The sequence below is a fragment of the Streptomyces sp. NPDC039430 genome (assembly GCF_055639435.1).
The window spans coordinates 282,748-300,897 of record NZ_JBVKAK010000009.1 but is presented as its reverse complement, the minus strand read 5'-3'; the positions used below and the strand labels follow the sequence as shown (position 1 = coordinate 300,897).

Sequence of the window (18,150 nt, the reverse complement as noted above, 5' to 3'; positions counted from 1 at the left end):
GGCGAGCCGGTCCCGAATCCGGTCCCGAATTCAGTCCCGAATCCGGTCCCGCCGGAGGTGGGCCCGGATTCGTCCCACGGTCTGCCGTCCGAGTCCCCGGCCCGGTCCGGTATCTGATTCTCCGGAACCCGATTCCTGGGAACCCGATGCACCGGAACTTGATTCCCGGGAGCCCGATCCCCCGGAACGCTAACGGACGAGGGTCTCCGACAGGGCCCACAGCCGTGCCGCGTTCTCCCGGTCCAGGGCGTACGGCGCGACGCCCGTGACGGCACCGGCCCGCTCGGTTACCGGCTCGGCCTGCGCGCAGTCCTCGAAGTAGCGCCCGGTGACGCCCTCCACGGTCGGCGAGGCGGCCAGCAGCACCGAGGTCGCGGCGCCCTGCCGCACAGTCTTCTGCGGCGGCAGCGCGAGTTCGCCGGCGGCGATGAAGTCGGCCACCTGGTGCGGGTCCATGTGCCGGGCCAGGGACGTCTCGCCGATGTTGCCCGGCATCAGAGCGTTGGCGGTGATGCCGTGGTCGGCCCATCGCTCCGCGGCACCGACGGCGAACAGGGCGTTGGCGGTCTTCGACTGCCCGTAGGAGGTCCACGGGTCGTAGGGGCGGAAGCGGTAGTCCAGGTCGTCGAAGACGACCGGTGAGAAGAGATGACCGATGGAACTCACCGAGACGATCCGCGCGCCGTCCGACGCCGCGAGTGCCGGGTGGAGACCGACGGCGAGGGCGAAGTGGCCCAGGTGGTTGACGGCGAACTGCAGCTCCCGGCCGTCGGGCGTGCGGATGAGTTCCTGCGGGGCCATCACTCCGGCGTTGCCGACCAGAATGTGCAATGGGCCGTGCCAGGCGGCCACGAACGCCGCGACCGTCGACCGGTCGGCCAGGTCAAGCCGTCCGACTGTCAACTTCCCTGCTTCCGGGGGAAGTTCAGCCTCCAGGCGCGCCGCCACGCGGGCACCCGCGTCGGTGTCCCGTACGGCCAGGGTGACATCGGCGCCCGCCGCGGCGAGCGCGCGAGCCGTCTCCACCCCGATTCCGGAACTGGCTCCGGTCACCACGGCCTTGCGGCCGTGCAGATCGACGCCGTCGATTACCTCGGCGGCGGTGGTGCTTGCCCCGAACACGTGGGGCGTCTGAGGTACGGACATGAGGTGAGTCTCCTGATGTGAGAGGACCGGGGGCCGCAGGCAAGGTGTGTGGCTCAGGCGTGGATCGCGTTCGCGTTCGCGCTCGCGTTCGGCGCCTCGGCGGGACGTTCTGGCCCCGCGATGGGGGTCTGGGTGGGGAACTGGTCGGCTCTCAGCCGTTGAGCGTCCCCATCAGCTCGGGTGCGTAGCGGTCGCCTGTGACCACGCCGTGCGGGGCGACCGCTTCGATGGCGGCGATGTCGTCGCCGGTCAGGGTCGTCCCGGTCGCGGCGACGTTTTCCTCAAGGTAGCGGCGGCGTTTGGTGCCGGGGATGGCGACGGCGCCCTGGTGCAGGACCCAGGCGAGCGCCAGCTGCGACGGTGTGACGTTCTTGCCGGACGCGATGCGGCGTACCTCGCGGACGACGTCCAGGTTGCGGTCGAAGTTCTCGCCCTGGAACCGGGGGTCGGTCCTGCGCCAGTCGTCCTCGGCGAAGTCGTCGGGGCTGGTGATCGCGCCGGACAGGAAGCCGCGCCCGAGCGGGGAGTAGGCGACCAGGCCGATCCCCAGCTCCCGCAGCGTGTCGCGCACCCCGTCGTGCTCGATGCCGCGCTCGAAGAGCGAGTACTCGGTCTGGACGGCGGTGAGCGGGTGGACGGCGTGGGCACGCCGGATGGTCTGCGCGGAGGCCTCGCAGAGGCCGATGTGGCGGATCTTGCCTTCGGCGACCAACTCGGCCAGGGCGCCGACGGTTTCCTCGACGGGCGTCCCGGGGTCGATGCGGTGCACGTAGTACAGGTCGATGTGGTCGGTGCCCAAGTGCCGCAGTGAGCGTTCGAGGGCCCGGCGTACGTACTCGGGCCGGCCGTTGAGACCGAGCACCCGGCCGTCGTCGGCGATCTCCACGCCGGTCTTGGTCGCGACCACGGCAGCCTCCCGGCGCCCTGCCAGCGCCTTGCCGAGAAGCCGCTCGTTGATGAAGGGTCCGTAGCTCTCGGCGGTGTCCAGCAGGGTGACGCCGAGCTCCAGCGCGCGGTCGATGGTGGCCAGCGACTCGCTCTCGTCGGCGGCGCCGTAGAACGCGCTCATGCCCATGCAGCCGAGGCCTTGGGCTCCGACGGTCAGGCCCTGGCCGCCCAGTGCGCGTTGATCCATGAGGTTCCCTCACTCGCTTCGTGACGTACTTAGTAACTAACTGGATAGATTCATACGGTAGGCGGACGGGGCGCTCGTGTCAATAACTAGATAGTTACTTGCTAGAGTGGCAGGCATGCCACGGGACTCCAGCGCCACCAAGGCCCGGCTGCTCGACGCCGCCTTCACCGAATTCGCCGCCCACGGCATCGCCGGTGCCCGAGTGGACCGGATCGCGGAGTCCGCGGGGGCGAACAAGCGGCTGATCTATGTCTACTTCGGCAACAAGGAACAGCTGTTCGACGCGGTTCTGGAACGGGCGATGACGGCGGGCGCCGAGTCGGTGCCGTTCGACGTCGAGGATCTGCCCGGATACGCGGGCGCGATCTTCGACCACCTCGTCGCCCGGCCCGACCTGATGCGCCTGCGCCTGTGGAAACTGCTGGAACGCCCCTCCGCCACCGGACTCGAACCGGACGCGTTCCAGCACAAAACCGCCGAGGTGGCCGACGCGCAGCGGCGCGGCGAGATCGCGGCGGGGATGGAGCCTGCTGACCTCCTGACCATGGTTCTCGCCGCGGCCCAGGCCTGGTTCTGGGCCGCCGAGGGAATGGACCCCAAGGAGGTCAGCCAGTCCTGGTCGCCGCAGCGGCTGGATCTGCACCGCTCGGCAGTCGTCGAGGCAGCGCGACGGATGAGCGAGCCGAAGCCCGCAAGCACGTAGCAGCGACCTCAGGGGCACGCACGGCGTACGACGGGCCGGTGCCTCTGCTGCTGACCTCGCACCTGATGAGCGAAACGGCGTTGATCGCCGATCACCTGATGATCACCGGCCGGGGCCGTCGGCCGCTACGCAGGCACCGCGGGCGCTGGAACGGCCCTACGACGAAGCACTTGAGCCGGTGCACGGAACAGGGGACGGACCAACGGCCCCCGAGACCGGTCGGGCCCGGTAGGCTGTAGCCGCTCCGTCGCTGGTGGGCGGGGCGTGGGTGGGTTGCCCGAGCGGCCTAAGGGAACGGTCTTGAAAACCGTCGTGGCAGCGATGTCACCGTGGGTTCAAATCCCACACCCACCGCCCAGGTCAGAGTATGTGCAGGTCAGAAGGGGTGCCTCCGAATTGGAGACACCCCTTCCGTTTGTGTCTGTCTCGTTCTGTTCTGCCTGTATCCCACCTCTGACCAGCGTCAGTGGTCCATTTGTGTTCCAGATTCAGGCTGGACCAGGGTCCTCGACCTGGTCGTCGGCAGCGTTGAGAGCACGCTCGATCTGAGCGTTGGTACTGCTCTGACTGCCGTGGATGACCCTGGCGTAGAAGCGGAAGAGGACCGCGATGCTGTGGCCGGCCCGACGGGCAACCTCCGCCGGCGCCACCCCGGACGCCAGCCACAGGGACACGCACGCGGCACGGAGCAAGTACGGGTACCCGGCCAACGGCGTGGGCACCTCCCACTCTTCGAGTACAGCGTGGCGGGCAGCCTGCCAGATCTCGCCGTACTCCTTGGACAGCACGTGGCCACCGCGGCTGGCACGGAACAGCCGGCCGTCCTTGGCCGCGCCGTACTTCTTGAGGTGCTCGCGCAGCATGGCCACCAGGACCGGCGGGATGGGCACGGGGCGAGTGGTCTTCCTCGCGCGCTTCTTCAAGCCTCTGGTGTCGAAGGACTCACCGGTGTCCGTCCAGCCGGAGCCGACAACGGGTTTGCTGCCGGAGAGCAGCAACTCGCCCCAGCCCTCTGCGGGCAGAGTGCAGTCCTTCAGGTGCAGATCGGTGACCTCGGCCGGGCGCATGGCCGCGTAGTACATGCAGCCGAAGAAGGCTTCCAGGTGTTCGCCGCGCCTGCCCTGAGTGCCGACTGAGGCGATGAGCCTTCTGGCGAGACTGGGGCCGGGCACGAAGCGGAAGTCCACCTCGTCGTCCGTCTCCGGCGGGCTCCAGTCGACCTTGCTCAGAGGGACGGCGGTCACGAGTTCGCACTCCACCGCGTACCGAAGGGCGTTACTGAACACCGGCAGCTTCCGCCGAACCGTGTTCGGCGCCGCCGTTGTCTCGTCCGTCTTGAGGGACAGCGCGGTGAGCGCCAGGCGCAGCAACGGAGCAGAGTCGAGTTCTGCGACCTTCACCGACTTCCGCTCGATCCACGTCAGCGCCGACGCGACGTCCTCAGGAGGCTTCACCACTGCGGTGCGGAACTGCCAGACACCGTTGGAGTCCTTGGCCAGGCGGAAGGCCCACGCGTAGAGCGCCCGGCGGAGCACGTTGGGAGCGGGGGCGCCCCGGCTGTCGCTCACGAGGGCTGGGGTAACCGTGGCCAGAGCGTCGGCGATGCTCGCACGGTGCTTGGCCGAGACGTCGGGCCACTTCATTGCCACGTACGCGCGCGCGTGGACGTACCAGGTAGCTGAGTTGAGTTCCCGAACCTCCGAGCCGGGGAGACCGGTGTCCGTGTCGAACTGGTCGCGGCTGCGCAGAGCGGCCATCAGCTCCGAACGGCGCCCGTCCGCATGAGCTTTGAGCCGGAAGCTCTTCGAGAAGGTCTGCGAGCCGACTCTCCAGCGGAGGCGAAACAGCTTGGAGCGGTCTGGCCGCTTGTCAACGCTCCAAACCTGCACGTCGTATGTCAGCAAGCGATCTCCTCGCAGTCGGCGCACCAGGAATCGAGATCAGATCGGCGTACCCGTATCTGACCGTTCGGCAGTTTCAGGCACTTCGGTGCCTTGCCCAGAGCACGCATCCGGTAGAAAGCGGCGCGCGACATCCGGATTTCGGTCAGCACCTCAGCCAGGGTGAGAGTCTGATTGCGACTGGAAGATGAGGCGGTCACTGTCAGACTCCTTCTTCGGCTTCGGCGTATGCCGTCTGATCTTCGGCGGTGAGGATGAGATTGAGGTCGGAGGTGGTCCTTTCGCGGTTTCTCCAGGCGGCCAGAGTTGGGCAACTCCGTTTTCGGGCGTGGAGGATGAGGGAATGCGGCACGGGTTATTCCTTAGGGACGGCCTGGAAGAGATGCGCGTCCTGAGTCGAGGTGACGCGAAGCCGACGAGTGACGTGTTCCTTCCAGGGTGGAGAGTCGGTTGTGCGACGCCCGGGCCCATGAATGAGCCCGGGGGTGTTGTCCGTTCGACCCGCAGGTGTTGGGTGCGAACTCCATCAATGGTCTGCAGGATCGCCGGTTTGGCCAACCGGCGATCGTCGGCTACATAGGGTCCGCCGCACTTGGCACCCCGACAGGTGCTGAGGTCGCTTGCACAGTCCCTCACGGCTGCTCCGACCTGGTGTTTTCGGGGGACGTTGTACGTTGACATGGTCTCGCAGAACGTTCCAGTCCCTCCGCCTCTCTTCCTGTCTGCCGTGGGCGAACCCATGTGAAATGCCCATGGGCGGCAGAGAGTCGGTGCCGTCGGGCCGGACATCGGGTTTCCCCATGAGAGCGAGTACCTCCTTGCGAAGGAGAGGCGTCGGCGCGTACGCCATGCGCTGACTCCGGTGGCCCTGCTGAACCCGCTTGCGGAGATCCGGCCTTGACGAGTTCGGTCTCCGGGCGAGCGGTCCACCCGGCCCGTTCTCTTCAGCACCAGCAGGTTTCTCAGGTCAAATTGCGCGTACTGCGCTGCGACTTGTGGAGAGTTCTAGAACCAAGTCTGGACTTTAGTCACGCCTTGCATTTACTGTTCGTCGTCGCTCGCCGGGCAGTTCGCCCGACGAGGGTCGATGGTGGGGAGTGAATGTTGCGCGGAGCGGAGAATCGGGGCGGGTATCCGACCCGAAAACGGCGCCGACGCTCGGGAGGTGAACTCCCGGACGCCGAATGCTCACAGGCACTCGCACCCGTGCAAGGGCTGGAGGTTTACCCGTATCACCGCACCGGCCCTTCACGCGGGGTATACACCTGTGCCGCTGCACCACAGGAGGAGCGTTCTATTCCCTCTGCCCTGCGTTATAGGCCGAACGTCCCGGCCTCCGCGGCAGCCCGCCGGGGCAGCCGATGAGCAAGGACGCCCGTGAATGGGTGTGGGAGCACAGCTCCAGCCGGGGAACCGCGCGCCTGGTTCTGCTGTCGATCGCCGACCGGGTGCCCGACGAGCAGTGCGTCGCCTGGGCCTCGATCGCGTCTCTCATGCAGCGGACGAACGCGAGCCGTAACGCCGTGCGGGGCGCTCTGACCGGCCTCGCGGAGAGCGGTGAGCTGGAGACGCTGGATACGTTCACCGGTCCGCAGCGCAGCACGGTGTACCGGCTGCCGCATACCGCCGCGTGGCTCGCCGAGGTCGCCGCGGCCACGACGGACGACCTCGACGCGTACGTCGAGCCGCCGGCCGCCTCCGATCCAGTGCCCGAGGTGGACGGGAAGCGGCTGCGGAAGCACGGAATCTGGCCCAAGGGCGGGGCGGAATCCGACCCCCGCCGTCAGATTCCGACCGGGTCGGAATCTGCCCCCTCACGTCAGAATCCGACCCCTCGACGGGTCGGATCCCGACCCCCGGAAGGGTCAGAAACTGACCCCCAGAACCGTAGTGAACCGCAGGTGAACCGAAGTAGGTACAGCAGCAGTGGTGCTGCTGCCCTCATCCCGGCCACCGCGTGGCAGGTCGAACCGGACACCCACACCTGGACCCGCCAACAGGGCCACCTCGACCGGCTCGGTGAGGAGGGCCTCGCCGCCGCCGACGCGAAGTGGCGTGCACACCGTGCCGAGTTCCAGCCCCGCACGGCAGGAGCGTGGGCGGCCGACTGGCGGTCCTGGATCGCCCGCGAGCACAACCCCACACTCAGCCGCCCGAACCCCTACGCTTTGCCAGGTCAAGGCCCTTCCCCCGCTGGAGGGTTGACCCGGACCGAGGCCCACACCGCCGCCCTGCGCGCCGCGCTCGACGAGCCGAACGGAACGGAACGGAGTAGCACCCCGGTGACCCCCTACGAAGTCGGCGGTCTACTGGCCTATCTCGGCCGGCTCGACCCGCGCCTCATCCGCACCGACACCGGCGAAGCACGCGACCAGATAGCCCAGTGGCACCACCTGCTCGGCGACGTGCCCCTGGACACCGGGCACGGGTGGGACACCCGCCTCGTCGCCCGGGAGCACATCCTCAACTCGCCGTACCCGATCCTCCCCGCCGACATCGCCCGCCGGTGGAGCAGCTACCGCCGGGACCGTCTCCAGCGGCACACGGACCCCACCCCGTCCGCCGATCCGGACGACCAGGTCGCCTGGACCGCCGAACTGGCCCGTACACGAAGGGCCGTGGCCACCGGCAGCGCCGAGCCCGCCCAGCACCGGGCCATCACCAGCGGGCGTGACGGGATCGACCGGGCACTGGAGGCGCGGCTGCGAGCGGTCGGCTCGTGCATACCCCCGGCCGTCCGCACGCAACTGGCCACCTACCGGCCCGCCCGCGCGGCCCGCGAGACGGCCATTGCACAGGGCCGACCGGACGCCCTCGGGGTCCGCTGCGACTGGTGCCACGCTCCCGAGGGAAAGCCCTGCCGCAGCAGGCGGGTCGGCCCCGATGGCGGAGCCAGAGGCAACGCGCCACGGACCACACCCCACCCGAGCCGCCTCGAATCCGCCGCCGCGTGGCAGGCACAGGAGCCCGCGACGGCCTCCGGCAGGCAAGGCCGAGGCCGAGTCCGACCAGGAGCCAGCCCGCGCCCAACGGACCCGGTACGGACGAGCCGGTGACCCGCCAGCCCTCGGCTGACACCGCGAACTCCCCTATCGGAAAGGCCGCATGAACAACTTCCTGTCACCCGGTTCGATCACCGACCTGCCCGCGCTTCTCGCGGTAGGGATCGCGGTCACCGGCGTGGTCGCCCTCGCGGCAGCGGGATGGGCCCGCCAACGGCGTTCCACACAGAGCGAGCGTCGGTCGGGCAGGCCGGCGGTAAAGGTCGCGGCGCTCGCCGCGGTCGGCTGCACTGCCTACAGCGCCGACACGAGCTGGCGCTTCGCCGCCGACTATCTCGACGTGGCGGGGACCGTGGAGCGGGCGATGATGCTCGGCGCCGCGGAACTGGCCCTGTTCGCGACCGCGCTGATGGCCCGGCAGAACCTCAACGCCCAGGGCACACCCGGTCTGCCCGGGAGCCTGGTCTGGGTGATCACCGGGGTGCAGATCATCCCGGCGTACGCCGAGTCCGGTCCGGTCGGCGGCACGGTGCGGGCCTTCGTCGGCCCCGTCATGGCCGCGATGCTCTGGCACCTGGCCATGGGCATCGAACTGCGCCTCCACAAGCCGGACGCCGCTTCGCAGGGTCTGCTTGCCTCGCTCGGGCGTGAAGCACGCGAGCGGCTGCTGTCCCGCCTGGGTATCGCCGCCCGCGACCGGGACGCCGCGCAGATCACCCGTGACCGTGCCACCACCCGCGCCGTCACCCTCGCCACCCGTCTCGCCGAACACACACCCGCCCTGCGGCAACGGTGGCGCGGGAGGAGACTCGCACACCGCCTGTCGAAGGCCGTAGGACGAGCTTCGGTCGGCACCGACCCGACGCAGCGCACGCAGCTGCTCGACCAGCTCGCCGCCCGACGGCACGCATACGATCTCGCCACCGTCGCCCTTCCCTCCCCCTGGTCCCCACACCACGACAGCGGGCAGGCCGGCACAGTCCCCTCACCAGAAGGCTGGAACCCCACGGTCCCCGACGACGGTCCCCACACGGATACCGAACCCGTCGGGGACCGGGCAACCGGGACCGAACGGGGACCGGTCCCCGAGAACGCGAACCACAGCGTGGGGACCGAGAACCACGTTGCGGGGACCGACGTGGGGACCGGAAGGGGACCGGTCCCCGGAAACCCACGCCAGGACGCGGGGACCGAGCCGGGGACCGGCACCGACACGGGGAAGGGGACCGAGCGGGACCGACACGGGGACCGGGACCGGCTCCGGGACCGGGACCGGAACCGTGTCGGGGACCGGCCGTGGCGGGGACCGGGGCATGTTGGCTCGGGACCCGCGCGGCGAAAGCAGAAGGGGAAAGGCAACCGGAACCGGTCCCGAGGGCAGTCGAAAAACCCGTCGAGGGGACCGGTGCTATCGGTGGACCAACTCGTCACGAGGGTCCGGCCCCATGTTCCGGCGCTGCTGGAGCGGGACGGCAATGAGACCGTCACCCGGGTTCAGGTGCGGGAGATCCTCCGCAACGAGGGCCTCAAGGGCGGCCGGAACGAGCGCCTCGGCCTCGTCCTGCACGAACTGCGCACCGAAACCACCATCTGACATCCGACAATCACGCACGACGAGGAACCTCATCCGATGACAGACCCGCGGAACACTCCCGTCCACCAGTCCGGTCAGGAGGACTCCAACTCGACCTCAGGCGGAGCACGTTATCGCGTGAGCATCGCTTCCGATGGCAGCAATGCTCACGCGGCTCCCGCCCCGGGGGTGGCGGGAGCCGGTCGGCGCCAGGGGGCGCCGGCCGGTCCGGATGGGGCCGAGGGCGGCCTCCATCCGGAACAGCAGGAGCAGCAGCACGCGTGCCGTCGTTCGTCGTGTGAGCACGCCTGCGCCGGCCGTTGAAGCCGCGTGTGAAGCAGCGTGAGCGTCTGCGTGACGACGACAAGCGTATGCACCAGCCGAGCTGCCGTATGAACGACACCGAGTACCAGCGTCTGGCACGTGGCGCTGCCGCCTGCGGTATGAGCATCGCCGCGTTCCTCGCCCGCGCCGGTCTCAACGCCGCCCGAGACCTGGAGCGCACCGCCGCCGAGGTGGCCGGTGAACGCGAAGTGGTGAGCGAGCTGTTCGCGCTGCGCCGGCATCTCGGCCAGATCGGCAACAACCTCAACCAAGTCGCAGCAGCGGCCAACTCCGGCGCCGACGCACGCCACGCCACCGCTGTTCTGGACGCCGTCGAACGCGCCGCACGGCGGGTGGACGCCTTCACCCAGCAGTACCTCACCGGCGAGAACCGGTCCGGATGATTCCCCGTGTTCACAAGCGCGGCAGCCGCACGGTCGGCCTGATCTTCTACCTGTACGAGCCGGGCAGGTGCGAGGAGCACACCGACCCCCACCTCGTCGCCGCCTGGGACGCCTTCGCCCCTGACCCCGGCCGCCACCCGGACGCCACCTACGCCGACCTCGCACAACTCCTGGACCAGCCCGTCGACGCCCTGCCCCCCTCACGCCGCCCCGACCAGCACGTGTGGCACCTGTCCGTACGCAACAGCCCCGAGGACCCGCTGCTCACCGACGAGCAGTGGGCCGACATCGCCCGCCGCATGGTCGCCGCCACCGGCATCGCCCCCACCGGCGACGACACGGCCTGCCGCTGGGCCGCCGTACGCCACGCGGACGACCACATCCACATCGTCGCCACCCTCGTCCGCGAGGACGGCCGCAGACCACGGCTGAACAACGACGCCGCCCGCGCCCAGGCCGAAGCACGCGTCCTCGAAGCCGAATACGGCCTGCGACAGCTCAACCCCGGCGACGGCACCGCCGCGAAACGCCCCACCAGCGCGGAGCGCCACAAAGCCGCACGCGAGAACCGCCCCCAGACCCCACGCGAGGAACTACGCGAAACCGTCCGCCACGCGGCAGCCAGCACCATGAACGAGACCGAGTTCTTCACCCGCCTCACCGCCGCCGGCCTCCTGATTCACCAACGTGTCGCGCCCTCCGGCGACCTCCTCGGCTACCAGGTCGCACTGCCGGACGACCGCAACCAGGTTGGTGAGCCCGTCTACTACGCCGGGTCCACCCTCGCCTCCGACCTCTCCCTCCCCAAGATCCGCGAGCGGTGGATCACCAGCCAGCCAGAACCTGGAGGTCACGCGACCACAGGCGCCCGATGGCCCGGACCCGCAGGGGCAAGGCGGCGGGCTGCGACCGCCATGTGGCAGGCGCTGCTGGTCATCGATCACGGCATCGACGAGCAGATCGCCGCCCGCATCACAGGGGCAGGGGAAGCCCTGGACGCACTCGCCACCACCTCCGCCGCCCCCACCAGAAGCGAACTGTGCCAAGCGGCCTTCCTGTTCGAGCGCCCCACCCGCTCCCACACCCAAGCCGCTCACGGTCACGACCAGGCACTTCGCCAGACCGCCCGCGACCTCGTCCGCAACGGACCCGCCCTCGGGAACGGGGAGGACGGCGCGACCACGGCCATGGTGATCGACATGGCGTTCTTCCTCGTCACCGCCGCCGTCCACTGGCACGCCAGGAAGAACCACGCCCAGCAGGCTGCCGCCGCCCATCAGAGCGCCCAGCACCTGCGCACCGCCTACCGGGCCGCCGCCCAGCACGCGATGGCCGTACTCCACCAGCGAGGCCAAGGCCTCACCCAGCCCCGGCTCCAGCGACAGACCGCGCACCTACGCGCGGGGGTGCCGGAGCTGGCCGAGCAGATCCTCGCCGAACCCGGCTGGCACGCCCTCGCCGCCACTCTCGCCGGCGCCGAAGCCGCCGGGCACCCAACCCGCCACGCTGCTCGCCGACGCCAGCAGACGCCGGGAGCTGGACACCGCCGACTCCGTCAGCGACGTACTCGTGTGGCGGCTGCGCCGCACCGCCGACCTGCCCGCAGATACACAGCTGATGCCCATCGCGGCCAGCGCGACCCCAGGTCCGCACTCACGCACAACCCGCCCTGTCACCGACCGGTCCGGAGCCGATCAGCGGCGCAGGGCGTGATGAGCGAGTCAGTTGGGAATGCGGCCGGCCGGCCTTCCTGCGGGCGGGGTGTATGGGGAGATACCTACCGGTAGGGTCCGCACCCGCAGGGTCCGCCCGGCAGCTACGCCACGCCCGCGCCTCTGACTTCAGGGCCCTGAGCAGCGCCCACGGAGTTCACCGGAATCTTGGCGTCGCCCTTGCCGGCATTCGGAGTCGTTGATCACCTGGGCCGCGATCACGCTCATGCTCCGGCGAATCGCCGCCGGCCCTCCCGCCGCAGCAGACAGCGGGCTCCCGCGAAGCACTTCGGGACAGATTCAGTCCCGCTTCGGCCCCCACAGGGCCGCCCGGCGCCTTGGTGCTAGCGGGGGAGGAGGGCGGTGACGGTCTTGCCGGCGGAGGGCCCGGGAGTGACCGCGGTGGTGCGGGCGAGGCGGTTCACCATGGGCCAGCCGAAGCCTCCGGTGCCGTCGTTCAGGTCGGGGGTGCGCATGCGCGGCACCCGCAAGCTGGGGTCGTGTACGGAAACCTCGATGCCGTCCGGATGTGCGGTCAGGTCCAGGGTGAAGGTACCGCCCCCGTGGCGCAGAGCATTGGTGACGAGTTCGGAGACGACCAGGACCACGGTGTCGGCGGCCTCATCCGTGACCGGGTGGACGAGACCGCCGAGGAAGTCCCGGGCGCTCTCGCGTGCGCCGGCGGCCGAACGGGGGGCAGCGACGCTGACGCTCATCATGTCCATCACGGCCACCTTGGTCTCTGGATCGTCCCATGCCCGGGCTTGCCTGCCGGGTGCTTATGCCCCGGCCCTGCCGTGATCAACCCGGTGATAACCGCCTTGCGCCCGGACTCACGCCGCGTTCGAGGCCGATTACTTACCCGTCGAACACTCGGAAATCTATGACGGCTGGAGTAGACATTGGGTGGTGGTGTGGTTATGGTTTCTCTCGTAACGCAGAGAGGCACAGGACCTGGCAGAGACGAACTGCCGGTCGGCAACATCGCAGAACAGTGGTTGCAGTTCAGCAGGGCGGTGCGGTGGTGGAGTTCCGAAGCCAGAGCGGTTGCAGGACGGCGACGGGGCTGACGACCGGACCGGGTGGCCCGCAGTCATCAGGGGCCGCCGTGAGCAGTGCCCAGCAGTGAAGTGAAGTCAGAGCGGTACCTCGGTGAAGGCGTCGGCTGCGGACGCGCGCACCGGGAAGTTCGGCAGTGGGGTTCCAAGCCAGAGCAGACGCAGGACGGGCGACGGGGCTGGCTGCCGAAAGAGTGGCGCCGTTCGAGGCCACGAGCAGTTCGCAGTAGCAGCAGTGCACATGTGTTGATCAAGAGGGAAGAACGGAGGAGTTGAGCGCCATCAGGATCGCCCGGGCGGAAGTTTTGAGCCCGGGTACCGCAGGACATCGATAGTGAGGTGGTCTCCGGTCAAGCAACCGCGATCCCCGCATCCCCGGCAACTTCCAGGCCGGGTCGGCGGAAACAGAAGGCCGGCGCAGTACCAGGGCCGGCAGATGGTGTAGCAGTTCCTTCGGGGCCTTGGTGCCATATGGCACCAAGGCCCCTCCAGCGTGTTCCACAGAGAGGTGCAAATGACAGCAGACGACTCGTTCAGCCGGCTCGATGACGACGACTACCCCGCCTACACCATGGGCCGCGCTGCCGAAATGCTCGGCACAACCCAGGGCTTCCTCCGCGCCATCGGCGAAGCCCGCCTCATCACCCCGCTGCGTTCCGAGGGTGGCCACCGGCGCTACTCCCGCTACCAGTTGCGCATCGCCGCCCGTGCCCGTGAGCTCGTCGACCAGGGCACCCCCATCGAGGCCGCCTGCCGCATCGTCATCCTCGAAGACCAGCTCGAAGAGGCCCAGCGCATCAACGCCGAGCACCGCCGCAGCGCCGGACTGGGGAACCCAACGACCTTGGCCTGACGCTGCCCGTAACACCGGCGTCCCGGGCAGCGCTGCGTCCTGGTCGGAACCCGGTCCGGCAGCCCCGCCACCCGGATCGAACGGAACACCGCCCGGCAGAGCGAAGGCCCTGACCGCATAAAGAGGTCAGGACGTTCGTATGCCCTGGGGGAAGCTGACGCAACGTGACCTGCGAAGCCGCCGGAGTGGCTCGTTACTCCACGTGCGGCATGTCGCGTCGGCCCGCACTGTCCGTGCGGAGTGATCAGGACTACGGGGTCAGCGAGGACGCCGTTCAGGCTCGCGGTGAGGTCGGCCCACGGTCCAGCAGGCTTGGGCGGTGTGTCAGTGGCCTTCTCTCATCTGAGAAGGCCACTTCAGTCGGCCACGGGTGGCCCGCTGCAGCAGAGAGCGGCGCAGGCGGGCGCGGAAGGGGCCGGAGATTCCGTGTCTGCTGCGCCTGCCCTCAGTGATGTGTCAAGGCGGGCGCCGGTGCTTCAGGCCGAGGCGCGCCTCGCTGGTTGAGCATGTCTCGCATCAGCCGGATATCGGTCTGCTGGGCGCGAGCCATGCCGTCAGCGAGGGCCACTACCTGACGGCCCCTCGCCTGTTTCATCGCCGCTTTCGCCATCGCCACGCCACCTTGGTGGTGCGGAATCATGAGCTGGAGGTACAGGACTTCGGCCTTCCGCCCTTTGGCGGCTCGCAGTCTGCCGAGTTGCTCGCGGGTCGTCATGGTCGTCATGTCCCGCGAGAACCCCGCATTCGCCGAGTAGCTGCCCGGACGGGCCTGCGTCGCCTGCGTTCGCCCAGGGAGGGCGACCAGGAGTACCCCGGTGGCGACGCAGAGGATCAACAGCGCCCCGGCCAGCAGGAACCAGCGCGAATCGGCACCTCGGAGCTCACGCGGTCAGTTCGTTGGTGCAGGCCACACCAGGCTCGGGAGTCTGCTCGCCCTGGGTGTCGGTGAGGGCGGCGAGGTCGGTGAGGTCGGCGAGGTAGCGCTCGGCGTCCAGGGCGGCGGCGCAGCCGGTTCCGGCTGCGGTGATGGCCTGGCGGTAGGCGTGGTCGACGACGTCGCCGGCGGCGAAGACTCCGGGGATGTTGGTGCGGGTGGAGGGGGCCTCGACCTTGAGGTAGCCCTCGTGGTCCAGCTCCAGCCGGCCGGTGAAGAGTTCGGTGCGCGGGTCGTGGTCAGGGCGCCGCCGACGAAGATCGAGCTGCCGAACAGCAGAGGCTTCAGCTGGGCGCGGGCGGTGTAGAGGGCGGCGGTGTAGCCGGCGGGGCCGGAGCCGATGACGATGACGTCGCGTATCTCGCTCACGCCGTCTTCTCCGGCGCGATCTCCTGGATCAGGACCTCGACGCGCTTCTTGATCTCGTCGCGGATGGGGCGTACGGCCTCGACTCCCTGGCCGGCCGGGTCGTCGAGCGTCCAGTCGAGGTAGCGCTTGCCGGGGAAGACGGGGCAGGTGTCGCCGCAGCCCATGGTGATGCAGACGTCCGACTCCTTGACCGCGTCGACGGTGAGGATCTTCGGGGTCTCCGCGGAGATGTCGATGCCGACCTCGGCCATCGCCTCGACGGCGGCGGGGTTTACGGCGTTGCCGGGGTTCGATCCGGCCGAGCGGACCTCGACGCGGTTCCCTGCGAGGTGACTCAGCCATGCGGCGGCCATCTGCGAACGGCCGGCGTTGTGGACACACACGAACAGGACGGAAGGCTTCTCAGGCATCGAGATCTCTCTTGTTCACGATGAAGTCAGGCACCGGTGATATCAGTACTTGGTGGCGTCAGTCGCCACTGATGTGAAAGTATCACTCCATGATGACGTCAGTCGACACTGATCTGATCCGCGTTCTCGCGGACCCGCTCAGACTCCAGATCGTGACCCTGCTCGCGCGCGAGACGCTCTGCACCACGCACCTGGTCGAGGAGACCGGCGCCAAGCAGACGAACCTCTCCAACCACCTGCGTGTCCTGCGCGAGGCCGGGGTCGTGGACACCGAGCCCTGCGGGCGGTTCACGTACTACAAGCTGCGTCCGGAGGTCATCGAAAGCCTCGCCGGTTCCTTCGCCACGCTGGCTTCGACCGCCCGCGTGAACCAGGCCGCCGACATCAAGAGGGCGTGCCCGTGACCACCGAACCGACCGCCGCCGCCACAACTCCGCAGAGCGGAGAGGACGCCTCGGTCGTCGCCAAGCTCTCGACGCTGGACCGGTTCCTGGCCGTCTGGATCCTGCTCGCCATGGCCCTGGGCCTCGGACTCGGCCGGCTGATCCCAGGACTGAACGACGCGCTCGCCAAGGTCGAGATCGGCGGCATCTCCCTGCCGATCGCCGTCGGCCTGCTGATCATGATGTATCCCGTACTGGCCAAGGTGCGTTACGACAAGCTGGACGCCGTAACCGGCGACCGCAAGCTCATGGCGTCGTCCCTGGCGGTCAACTGGATCGTCGGCCCGGCCGTCATGTTCGCGCTGGCCTGGATCTTCCTGCCGGACCTGCCCGAGTACCGCACCGGCCTGATCATCGTCGGCCTCGCCCGCTGCATCGCCATGGTCATCATCTGGAACGACCTGGCCTGCGGCGACCGCGAAGCAGCCGCCGTCCTCGTCGCCCTCAACTCCGTGTTCCAGGTCATCGCCTTCGGCCTGCTCGGCTGGCTCTACCTCGACCTGCTCCCCGGCTGGCTCGGCCTGGGCGACGGCGAGAGGCTCGACATCTCCATGTGGAAGATCGCGCTGAACGTCGTCATCTTCCTCGGCATCCCTCTGCTGGCCGGCTTCCTGACCCGCCGTCTGGGCGAGAAGAAGACGGGCCGCGAGTCCTACGAAGCCACGTTCCTGCCGAAGATCGGCCCCTGGGCCCTGTACGGGCTGCTGTTCACGATCGTCATCCTCTTCGCCCTCCAGGGAAAGACGATCACCTCACAGCCCATGGACGTCGCCCGGATCGCGCTCCCGCTGCTCGTGTACTTCGCGATCATGTTCTTCGGCACCTTCGCGCTCGGCAAGGCCATCGGCCTGGCCTACGACCGCACCACGACCCTGGCCTTCACCGCGGCGGGCAACAACTTCGAACTCGCCATCGCGGTCGCCATCGCCACCTTCGGCGTCACCTCCGGCCAGGCACTGTCCGGCGTCGTCGGCCCCCTCATCGAAGTCCCCGTCCTCATCGGGCTCGTCTACGTCTCCCTGGCCTGGCGGCGGAAGTTCGCACCCACGGCGATCACCACCAGCACGGCCACGAACACGACGAACTGATGCGCCCTCGCAACTGGCCGGCGGGCCCGTGACCGCGACGGCCGATGTGGTGGTGATCGCCGGCGGCCAGGCCGGGCTCGCCGCCGGTTACCACCTGCGCCGACTCGGCCTGGACTTCGTCGTCCTCGACGCCCGGTCCAGGCCGGGCGGCGCCTGGCAGCACGCCTGGGACTCGCTGCGCCTGTTCTCCCCGGCGGCGTACTCCTCACTGCCCGGCCGCCTCATGCCCCCGCAACCCGGTCAGGAATACCCGGACGCCGCCCACGTCGTGGACTACCTCACCGATAACGAACACCGCTACGACCTGCCCGTACACCGGCCGGTACGGGTGAACACCGTACGGCGTGATGAAACTTGGCTGCGGGTGGAGACGGACTCCGGCGCCTGGTCCGCACGGGCCGTGATCTCGGCGACCGGCACCTGGTGGCGGCCGTTCCTGCCCGCCGTCCCCGGCATGAACGCCTTCACCGGCCGCCAGCTCCACACCGCCGGCTACCGGAGTCCGGCCGACTTCGCCGGACAGCGCGTCGTCGTGGTCGGCGGAGGCGACTCCGGCGCCCAGATCGCGGCCGACCTCGCCCACAACACCGAGCTGACCTGGGTGACTTCACGCCCGCCGCGCTTCCTCGCCGACGACATCGACGGCCGCGCCCTGTTCGACACCGCGACCGCCCGCTGCCGCGCCCTCGACGAAGGCCGCACGGACACAGGCGGCGTCGCCTCGCTCGGCGACATCGTCGCCGTACCTCCCGTACGGGAGGTACGCGACGCCGGACTGCTCAAAGCCCAGCCCAGGTTCACCCGCCTCACCTCCGACAGCGCCGAGTGGTCCGACGGCACACGGGCCCAGACCGACACCGTCATCTGGTGCACCGGCTTCCGCCCCGCCCTGTCCCACCTCGCCCCGCTCGCGCTGCGCGGGCCACGCGGCCACATCCCCACGAACGGCACACGGGCCGTGGGCGAACCCCGCCTCCACCTGCTCGGCTACGGCGACTGGACCGGCCCCGCCTCCGCCACCCTCATCGGCGTCGGCCGCCCCGCCCGAGACGCGGCACGCGAGATCGCCGCCTTGTTGCGCTGACCGTCCGAATC

The 18,150-nt window shown here is 69.2% G+C and carries 14 protein-coding genes, 1 tRNA gene and 5 pseudogenes; 11 read left to right on the top strand and 9 right to left on the bottom strand.

The window, feature by feature from the left end; genetic code table 11:
- Positions 1–189: 189 nt before the first annotated feature.
- Positions 190–1,146: an SDR family NAD(P)-dependent oxidoreductase gene (locus ACZ7LS_RS23830; RefSeq protein ID WP_385130880.1), complete on the bottom strand. Its 957-nt coding sequence runs from the start codon at positions 1,144–1,146 to the stop codon at positions 190–192.
- Between the two features lie 151 nt (positions 1,147–1,297).
- A complete protein-coding gene (locus ACZ7LS_RS23825) occupies positions 1,298–2,281 on the bottom strand; it encodes an aldo/keto reductase (RefSeq protein WP_382871495.1) in 984 nt (327 codons plus the stop codon).
- 115 nt (positions 2,282–2,396) lie between these two features.
- Between ACZ7LS_RS23825 and ACZ7LS_RS23820 the strand changes: the two genes are divergently transcribed.
- Together ACZ7LS_RS23820 and ACZ7LS_RS23815 are read left to right on the top strand one after the other, a co-directional pair.
- Entirely contained in the window at positions 2,397–2,984 is a 588-nt protein-coding gene (locus ACZ7LS_RS23820; protein WP_382522498.1) for a TetR/AcrR family transcriptional regulator, read from the top strand.
- A gap of 267 nt (positions 2,985–3,251) precedes the next feature.
- A tRNA-Ser gene (locus tag ACZ7LS_RS23815) sits at positions 3,252–3,338 on the top strand.
- A 134-nt stretch (positions 3,339–3,472) separates the two neighbouring features.
- On the opposite strand, the gene ACZ7LS_RS23810 is transcribed toward ACZ7LS_RS23815, so the two are convergent.
- Positions 3,473–4,741 carry a tyrosine-type recombinase/integrase gene (locus tag ACZ7LS_RS23810; RefSeq protein WP_385130875.1) on the bottom strand — a complete coding sequence of 423 codons (1,269 nt, stop codon included), beginning with the start codon at positions 4,739–4,741 and terminating at the stop codon, positions 3,473–3,475.
- A 140-nt stretch (positions 4,742–4,881) separates the two neighbouring features.
- On the bottom strand, positions 4,882–5,019 hold the full coding sequence (locus ACZ7LS_RS23805) for a helix-turn-helix transcriptional regulator (protein WP_469448903.1): 138 nt from the start codon (positions 5,017–5,019) through the stop codon (positions 4,882–4,884).
- A gap of 1,227 nt (positions 5,020–6,246) precedes the next feature.
- On the opposite strand from ACZ7LS_RS23805, the pseudogene ACZ7LS_RS23800 reads away from it, so the two are divergent.
- From ACZ7LS_RS23800 to ACZ7LS_RS23780, 5 genes and pseudogenes are all read left to right on the top strand, one after another.
- Positions 6,247–7,152 (top strand): annotated as a pseudogene (locus tag ACZ7LS_RS23800) (helix-turn-helix domain-containing protein); the annotation flags it as partial.
- Between the two features lie 15 nt (positions 7,153–7,167).
- Positions 7,168–7,857 (top strand): annotated as a pseudogene (locus ACZ7LS_RS23795) (zinc finger domain-containing protein); the annotation flags it as partial.
- 133 nt (positions 7,858–7,990) lie between these two features.
- Positions 7,991–9,481, top strand: coding sequence for a hypothetical protein (locus ACZ7LS_RS23790; protein WP_385130869.1), 1,491 nt, complete (start codon positions 7,991–7,993; stop codon positions 9,479–9,481).
- Positions 9,482–9,792: 311 nt separating this feature from the next.
- Complete coding sequence (locus ACZ7LS_RS23785) at positions 9,793–10,188, top strand: plasmid mobilization protein (RefSeq protein WP_385130866.1); 396 nt, start codon at positions 9,793–9,795, stop codon at positions 10,186–10,188.
- Positions 10,185–11,901, top strand: a pseudogene (locus ACZ7LS_RS23780) (relaxase/mobilization nuclease domain-containing protein). Before ACZ7LS_RS23785 ends, ACZ7LS_RS23780 begins: the two are co-directional and overlap by 4 nt.
- 343 nt (positions 11,902–12,244) lie before the next feature.
- Here the strand turns inward: ACZ7LS_RS23780 and ACZ7LS_RS23775 are convergent.
- Positions 12,245–12,625 carry an ATP-binding protein gene (locus ACZ7LS_RS23775; protein ID WP_385130863.1) on the bottom strand — a complete coding sequence of 127 codons (381 nt, stop codon included), beginning with the start codon at positions 12,623–12,625 and terminating at the stop codon, positions 12,245–12,247.
- Between the two features lie 847 nt (positions 12,626–13,472).
- Here ACZ7LS_RS23775 and ACZ7LS_RS23770 point away from each other — a divergent pair.
- Positions 13,473–13,811, top strand: coding sequence for a MerR family transcriptional regulator (locus ACZ7LS_RS23770; protein ID WP_382522542.1), 339 nt, complete (start codon positions 13,473–13,475; stop codon positions 13,809–13,811).
- A gap of 445 nt (positions 13,812–14,256) precedes the next feature.
- Here ACZ7LS_RS23770 and ACZ7LS_RS23765 read toward each other — a convergent pair whose 3' ends face one another.
- The 4 genes and pseudogenes from ACZ7LS_RS23765 to ACZ7LS_RS23750 all read right to left on the bottom strand — a co-directional run bounded on the left by ACZ7LS_RS23765 (position 14,257) and on the right by ACZ7LS_RS23750 (position 15,524).
- Entirely contained in the window at positions 14,257–14,646 is a 390-nt protein-coding gene (locus ACZ7LS_RS23765; RefSeq protein WP_385130860.1) for a DUF305 domain-containing protein, read from the bottom strand.
- A gap of 46 nt (positions 14,647–14,692) precedes the next feature.
- Positions 14,693–14,983, bottom strand: a pseudogene (locus ACZ7LS_RS23760) (FAD-dependent oxidoreductase); the annotation flags it as partial.
- A gap of 53 nt (positions 14,984–15,036) precedes the next feature.
- Positions 15,037–15,114: pseudogene (locus ACZ7LS_RS23755) on the bottom strand (FAD-binding protein); the annotation flags it as partial.
- Entirely contained in the window at positions 15,111–15,524 is a 414-nt protein-coding gene (locus ACZ7LS_RS23750) for an arsenate reductase ArsC (protein ID WP_385130858.1), read from the bottom strand. The pseudogene ACZ7LS_RS23755 and the gene ACZ7LS_RS23750, both read right to left, overlap by 4 nt.
- Positions 15,525–15,613: 89 nt before the next feature.
- Here ACZ7LS_RS23750 and ACZ7LS_RS23745 point away from each other — a divergent pair, with 89 nt between their 5' ends.
- Genes ACZ7LS_RS23745 through ACZ7LS_RS23735 form a run of 3 tightly spaced genes read left to right on the top strand, consistent with a single transcriptional unit; the run spans position 15,614 to position 18,139 of the window.
- Positions 15,614–15,928: an ArsR/SmtB family transcription factor gene (locus ACZ7LS_RS23745; RefSeq protein ID WP_381956476.1), complete on the top strand. Its 315-nt coding sequence runs from the start codon at positions 15,614–15,616 to the stop codon at positions 15,926–15,928.
- Positions 15,925–17,055, top strand: a complete 1,131-nt coding sequence (gene arsB, locus ACZ7LS_RS23740; RefSeq protein WP_382666375.1) for an ACR3 family arsenite efflux transporter — start codon at positions 15,925–15,927, stop codon at positions 17,053–17,055. The genes ACZ7LS_RS23745 and arsB overlap by 4 nt, the downstream gene beginning before the upstream one ends.
- Before the next feature lie 28 nt (positions 17,056–17,083).
- Positions 17,084–18,139: an ArsO family NAD(P)H-dependent flavin-containing monooxygenase gene (locus tag ACZ7LS_RS23735; protein WP_385130854.1), complete on the top strand. Its 1,056-nt coding sequence runs from the start codon at positions 17,084–17,086 to the stop codon at positions 18,137–18,139.
- Positions 18,140–18,150: the final 11 nt, after the last annotated feature.